Genomic DNA, 5,884 nt, shown 5'->3' with positions numbered 1-5,884 from the left:
GGTCTCAATAAGATAAGGATCTACTATTTTATATCCTTTATTCTGCAGTCCCTTCACTATGTCACCCAGGGCTGCGCTTGTCCATTCTCTGTCATGCATCAGCAGGTTGGCTCCATTCCTGAGGAGTGGAGTATTGACCATAATATCAGCTAGAGCTTCCTTCGATTGGTAAGCTTTTTCCCAATCATAGCCGTAAGTCCAGTTCATCAGCAGCATCTTTTCTTCCGCAGCAAGCTTTTTGCTGTATTCAGTATTCATTCCGAATGGAGCTCGGAAAAAGTGTGGACGCTCTCCAATCAATTCTTCTATCCTGTCATTTAAGCTAACTATTTCAACTTTTTGCTGTTCCTCAGTCAAATCCTTCAAAGAATTATGATTGTAAGTATGATTCCCAATTGGAAAGCCCATTTGATGTATCTGTTTAAGGACTTCACCTTCGTCAGGCGTATCAATAAAATGGCCATTGACAAAAAAGATCGCTTTTACATTCAGTCCCTTCAATAATTTTGCCATTGCTAAAGCATTTTTATCCGGAGCATCGTCAATTGTCAACAGAACAATTTTCTCCTCGGGATTGTTAATATTCTGGATTGAAAAGTCCTCTCTCATTTTATACTCTGGAATTGACTGTGCCGGTTCTGGATTCGTGCTTTCCTCGGCAGGCTGCTCATCAGGCTTCTCCACTTCTTCGGTTTCCTGATTATTGATTTCTTCTTTCTTTTCTAGTTTCTCCGATATTACTGCCTCGTTATTTTGATCATCTTCCTGCCGAGCTTCATTTGCTCCACAGCCTCCTAAGAAAAAAATGGCTGCAAAAAATAAAATTTTTTTCTTCAAGTCTTTCCCTCCTGCTGACCATTCCCTGGTGTAAATTCAAACAATAACAGACATCGTTAAATGAAAAGAAGCATAGATTGCAAGGCTGATCAGGGTAATGATCCACGTCTTCTTTGCCGATTTCATTATGTAGTTGCCTATTATTATTGCTAAATAGAAAAAAACTAAGAACATAAAAACATTATAAATGGGATGATCATGTTTTGACAGCCATTCAATAAATGTATACCCACTCCAAATGATCAATTGCAGCAAGATCACTGTATACACCTTCACACCCTCCACCACCATTACCTAAATAATCTCCCCCACCTTATGGAAACTAAACATATGGGTTGTTTTATATTATATGTCCGAGTCCCAGGGATATTTTTCATTTATGTAACATTTCAATAACATCTTATTTTTTTGGAAATTGCTGTGATAAACTATGGACAAATATTAACCGTGTGTTTTCACGAATCCGAAAAAAAGTGAGGCAAAGAGAAATGAAAGGCTTATCTTTTGTTTTTGTCGCTTCGTTCCTTTTCCTAACGGCCTCTTGTAACCCCGTAAATGATTCTGATGATTTAATGTTGAGTAAAGGTATAAAGCAAGTAGTCTTTTTTTCAGATGAAGAGGACTATAAGCATGAAGCCTCTTATTATGATGCGATTATTGAATTAAAGAAGCAATATCCAGCTGAATTCGATAATATGATGATCATACAAGCTTCCAACGCAAATAAATACCATGACCTTTTTGAGGTGGAACAAATCCCAGCAATACTTGTTGTACATGGAGACAAGGTGATTGCAAATGTTAATGGTACTGTTACTAAGGACCAAATCATCGAACCGCTTTCAGCTGTACTTAAAAATGATTATAGATAAAAAAAATCCTTTCCAGATGGAAAGGATTTTTTTATTATTTTACGATATGAATTGGATTTCCTAGAGCTACTTCTGCAGCTTCCATTGTGATTTCTCCAAGAGTTGGGTGAGCGTGGATCGTCATAGCAAGATCCTCTGCAGTCATACCGGCTTCAATCGCTAAACCAAGCTCTGCAATCATATCAGATGCATTTGGACCAGCGATTTGAGCGCCGATTACAATACCGTCCTCTTTACGAGTAATAAGCTTCAAGAAGCCGTCTGTCTGGTTAAGTGAAAGAGCACGGCCATTCGCAGCAAATGGGAATTTAGCTGCAATGATATCCAGTCCTTCATCTTTCGCCTGCTTTTCTGAGTATCCAACAGATGCCAATTCCGGATCAGAGAATACTACAGCTGGAATAGCCAGGTAGTCAATTTCAGATGGGTGGCCGGCAATTGCTTCTGCCGCAATTTTACCTTCATAGGATGCTTTGTGTGCAAGAGGCGGTCCCTCAACAATGTCGCCGATTGCGTAAATGTTGTTTACATTTGTGCGACATTGCTTGTCGATTTTAATGACACCACGATCAGTCATTTCAATGCCAACTTGCTCTAATCCAAGTTCATCGGTGTTTGGCTTTCTTCCTACCATGACAAATACGTAATCAGCTTCAACTTTTTGCTCTTCGCCTTTAGCTTCGTACGTTACGGTCACACCAGTTTCAGTTTCCTCTACACCTTTAGCAAGTGCCTTAGTGATGATCTCAGCACCCTTTTTCTTAAGGTTGCGTTTTACAAGAGCAGACATCTGCTTCTCGAATCCGTTAAGAATTTCATCTGCGCCTTCAAGAATTGTAACCTTTGTTCCAAAACTAGCGTAAGCTCCGCCAAGCTCTGTTCCGATGTATCCGCCGCCGATTACTACAATACTCTTAGGCAGCTCTTGAAGGTTCAATGCGCCAGTAGAATCAAGTACACGCTTAGTATATTTGAATGCAGGAATCTCAATTGGACGAGATCCAGTTGCGATGATAGCATTTTTGAAAGTATAGGTCTGAGCTGAATTTTCATCCATGACACGGATAGTGTTGGCATCCACGAAATACGCTTCGCCTCTTACGATGTCAATTTTGTTACCCTTCAATAAACCTTCAACGCCGCCAGTCAACTTCTTTACTACTCCTGCTTTGAACTCCTGAACTTTTGAGAAATCAAGCGTTACATTTTCAGCTATAACTCCCATATCTTCAGAGTGCTTAGCATTTTCAAATCTATGACCTGCAGAAATAAGAGCCTTTGAAGGAATACATCCTACATTAAGACATACACCGCCAAGGGTGCCCTTTTCTACGATTGTAACTTTTTGTCCCAGCTGGGCAGCACGAATGGCTGCCACATATCCGCCAGGACCTGCGCCGACGACAAGAGTATCAGTTTCGATTGGAAAATCTCCTACTACCATTTATTACCCCTCCATTAACAATAGTTCTGGATCGTTCAATAGACGTTTGATATGGTTCAATGCATTCTGTGCCGTTGCGCCATCGATCATGCGGTGATCGAAGCTTAGAGAAAGCGCAAGTACAGGAGCAGCGACAATTTCCCCATCCTTAACTACTGGCTTTTCTGCAATGCGGCCAATTCCAAGGATTGCAACTTCCGGATGGTTGATAACCGGAGTGAACCACTGTCCGCCAGCAGAACCGATGTTAGAGATAGTGCAAGATGCACCTTTCATTTCAGTTGGAGCAAGCTTTCCATCACGAGCTTTTCCTGCAAGTTCATTAATCTCATTTGAAATTGAGAATACAGACTTACGGTCAGCATCTTTAACGACAGGAACTAGCAAGCCTTTTTCTGTATCAGCAGCAATACCGATATTGTAATAGTGCTTATGAACGATTTCGCTAGTAGCATCATCCAAAGATGTGTTCAATGCTGGGTATTCACGTAAAGCACTTGTTAATGCTTTTACCACGTAAGGAAGGAATGTAAGCTTAATTCCTTTAGCAGCAGCAACTTCTTTGAACTGCTTGCGGTGTGCAACAAGTTTTGTTACATCTATTTCATCCATTAGTGTAACGTGTGGAGCTGTATGCTTAGAGTTAACCATTGCCTTAGCAATCGCTTTTCTGATTCCACTCATCTTTTCACGAGTTTCAGGGTACTCACCTTGTGGAATAGCCTTCGCAGTAGCTGCTGCCTTTGGTGCTTCTTCTGCAGGTGCAGTTTGCTGAGTTTGTTCTGCCTGTGGAGCAGCCGTTGCAGAAGCACCGCCACTCAAGAAGCTGTCAATATCTTCTTTGCCAATGCGGCCATTTTTACCTGAACCAGCTACTTGACGGATATCCACACCTTTTTCACGAGCGTATTTACGAACTGAAGGCATAGCCACGATACGGCGGTTAGGATCTACTTCTGCTTGTGGAGCAGCAGCAGCGCCAGCACCAGTTGCTGCCGCAGGAGCAGGAGCTTCTACTGCTTCTTTTTTAATATCCTGGCCAGCTTCTAACGTAGATTGAACCTGTGCCTCAGTTTTTTCTTGCTTAGGCTGTTCTGCAGGAGCGTCTTCTTCGTCACCTTTAAACTTAAGATCTTCGTATCCAGGTGCATCAAAAGTTACAAGAACCTGTCCAACTGTAGCAACTGTTCCCTCTTCAACTAATACTTCTTCTACTGTACCAGCAACTGGTGATGGAATTTCAACTACTGCTTTGTCATTCTGTACTTCACAAAGCACATCATCTTCCTGGACTTTGTCGCCAGGCTTTACGAACCACTTGACAATTTCACCTTCGTGAATGCCTTCGCCGATATCTGGCAGTTTAAATTGGAATGCCAATGGAATTCACCCTCCTATTTTTGTCGAACCTATTTTTACTGAATGTCAGTTAAATTAGAATGTTAGAACTTTCTTCGCTGTTTCCATAACATCTTTATAATTAGGAAGCCATACAGTCTCTGCTTGAGAGAATGCGAATACTGTATCAGGCGCTGTAACACGCAATACAGGAGCTTCAAGGCTGAGAATTGCGCGGTCATTGATTTCAGCAACAACATGAGCAGCAATACCAGACTGTTTTTGTGCTTCCTGAACAACAATTGCTCTTCCAGTTTTCTCAACAGATGCAACGATTGTTTCAATGTCAATAGGCATAACCGTTCTTAAATCGATGACCTCAACAGAATGGCCTTCCTTCTCAAGCTCTTCTGCAGCCTTTAATGATTCATGAACCATTGCACCATAAGTGATGATTGATAGGTCTTTACCTTCACGTTTCACTTCTGCTTTACCTAATGGAATTGTGTACTCTTCTTCAGGTACTTCCTGACGGAAAGAACGGTATAATTTCATATGCTCAAGGAAAATAACCGGATCATTGTCGCGGATTGAAGAAATCAACAAACCTTTTGCATCATATGGAGTTGATGGAATGACAATTTTCAGGCCAGGCTGCTGGGCAACCATACCTTCAAGACTGTCTGCGTGCATTTCTGGCGTATGTACGCCTCCGCCAAATGGTGAACGGATCGTTACAGGTGAGCTATAGCGTCCGCCTGAACGGTAACGCATACGAGCCATTTGACCTGCAACAGAGTCCATTACTTCGAATACGAACCCAAAGAACTGGATTTCAGGTACTGGACGGTAGCCTTGTAGTGCAAGACCGATCGCAAGACCGCCGATTCCAGATTCAGCAAGCGGAGTGTCGAATACACGATCTTCTCCAAATTCAGATTGAAGGCCTTCAGTAGCACGGAAGACACCACCATTTACTCCTACATCTTCCCCAAATACAAGTACATTAGGATCGTTGCGCAATTCAGTGCGCAGCGCATCTGTAATTGCTTGAATCATTGTCATTTGAGCCATGGCTTACTTCGACTCCTTCTCTTTATATATTTCATATTGTTCTTGTAAGTGATTTGGCATTTCTTCATACATGATTGAAATCAGGTCAGTAACCTTTTGCTTAGGAGTATTATCAGCTTCTTTAATTGCTTCTTTAATATCTTCCTTAGCTTTTTCGATTGTTTCGTTTTCCATTTCCTCTGTCCAAAGATTTTTATTTTCAAGGAACTTACGGAAACGTACTAATGGATCTTTCTTTTCCCACTCATTATCAAGATCAGCCGTACGGTAACGAGTTGGGTCATCGCCTGCCATTGTATGCGGGCCATAACGGTAGGTC

General features: G+C 41.7%; 7 protein-coding genes. 1 reads left to right on the top strand and 6 read right to left on the bottom strand.

What is annotated here, in order from left to right:
• Both WB217_RS19370 and WB217_RS19365 read right to left on the bottom strand, forming a co-directional pair.
• On the bottom strand, positions 1-837 hold an 837-nt coding region (locus WB217_RS19370), incomplete at its 3' end, for a polysaccharide deacetylase family protein (RefSeq protein ID WP_423994980.1).
• A 36-nt stretch (positions 838-873) separates the two neighbouring features.
• Complete coding sequence (locus WB217_RS19365) at positions 874-1,113, bottom strand: hypothetical protein (protein WP_423994979.1); 240 nt, start codon at positions 1,111-1,113, stop codon at positions 874-876.
• Between the two features lie 212 nt (positions 1,114-1,325).
• Between WB217_RS19365 and WB217_RS19360 the strand changes: the two genes are divergently transcribed.
• Positions 1,326-1,709 carry a small peptidoglycan-associated lipoprotein gene (locus WB217_RS19360; protein WP_423994978.1) on the top strand — a complete coding sequence of 128 codons (384 nt, stop codon included), beginning with the start codon at positions 1,326-1,328 and terminating at the stop codon, positions 1,707-1,709.
• Between the two features lie 34 nt (positions 1,710-1,743).
• On the opposite strand, the gene lpdA is transcribed toward WB217_RS19360, so the two are convergent.
• From lpdA to WB217_RS19340, 4 genes are all read right to left on the bottom strand, one after another.
• Positions 1,744-3,153, bottom strand: a complete 1,410-nt coding sequence (gene lpdA / locus WB217_RS19355) for a dihydrolipoyl dehydrogenase (RefSeq protein WP_423994976.1) — start codon at positions 3,151-3,153, stop codon at positions 1,744-1,746.
• 3 nt (positions 3,154-3,156) lie between these two features.
• Positions 3,157-4,533 (bottom strand): dihydrolipoamide acetyltransferase family protein, encoded by a 1,377-nt coding sequence (locus WB217_RS19350; protein WP_423994975.1) that lies wholly within the window; start codon positions 4,531-4,533, stop codon positions 3,157-3,159.
• A 54-nt stretch (positions 4,534-4,587) separates the two neighbouring features.
• A complete protein-coding gene (locus tag WB217_RS19345; protein WP_423994974.1) occupies positions 4,588-5,565 on the bottom strand; it encodes an alpha-ketoacid dehydrogenase subunit beta in 978 nt (325 codons plus the stop codon).
• Between the two features lie 3 nt (positions 5,566-5,568).
• The coding region (locus WB217_RS19340) for a thiamine pyrophosphate-dependent enzyme (RefSeq protein WP_423994973.1) at positions 5,569-5,884 on the bottom strand (316 nt) is incomplete at its 5' end.

The sequence above is a fragment of the Mesobacillus sp. genome, from assembly GCF_049588175.1.
Classification (GTDB): Bacteria; Bacillota; Bacilli; order Bacillales; family Cytobacillaceae; genus Mesobacillus.
This window is presented reverse-complemented; position numbering and strand designations above follow the sequence as displayed.

Bases quoted from the DNA above. Each gene is read 5' to 3' on its own strand.
- WB217_RS19360 (WP_423994978.1), top strand. From the start codon at position 1,326: ATGAAAGGCTTATCTTTTGTTTTTGTCGCTTCGTTCCTTTTCCTAACG.
- lpdA (WP_423994976.1), bottom strand. From the start codon at position 3,153: ATGGTAGTAGGAGATTTTCCAATCGAAACTGATACTCTTGTCGTCGGC.
- WB217_RS19345 (WP_423994974.1), bottom strand. From the start codon at position 5,565: ATGGCTCAAATGACAATGATTCAAGCAATTACAGATGCGCTGCGCACT.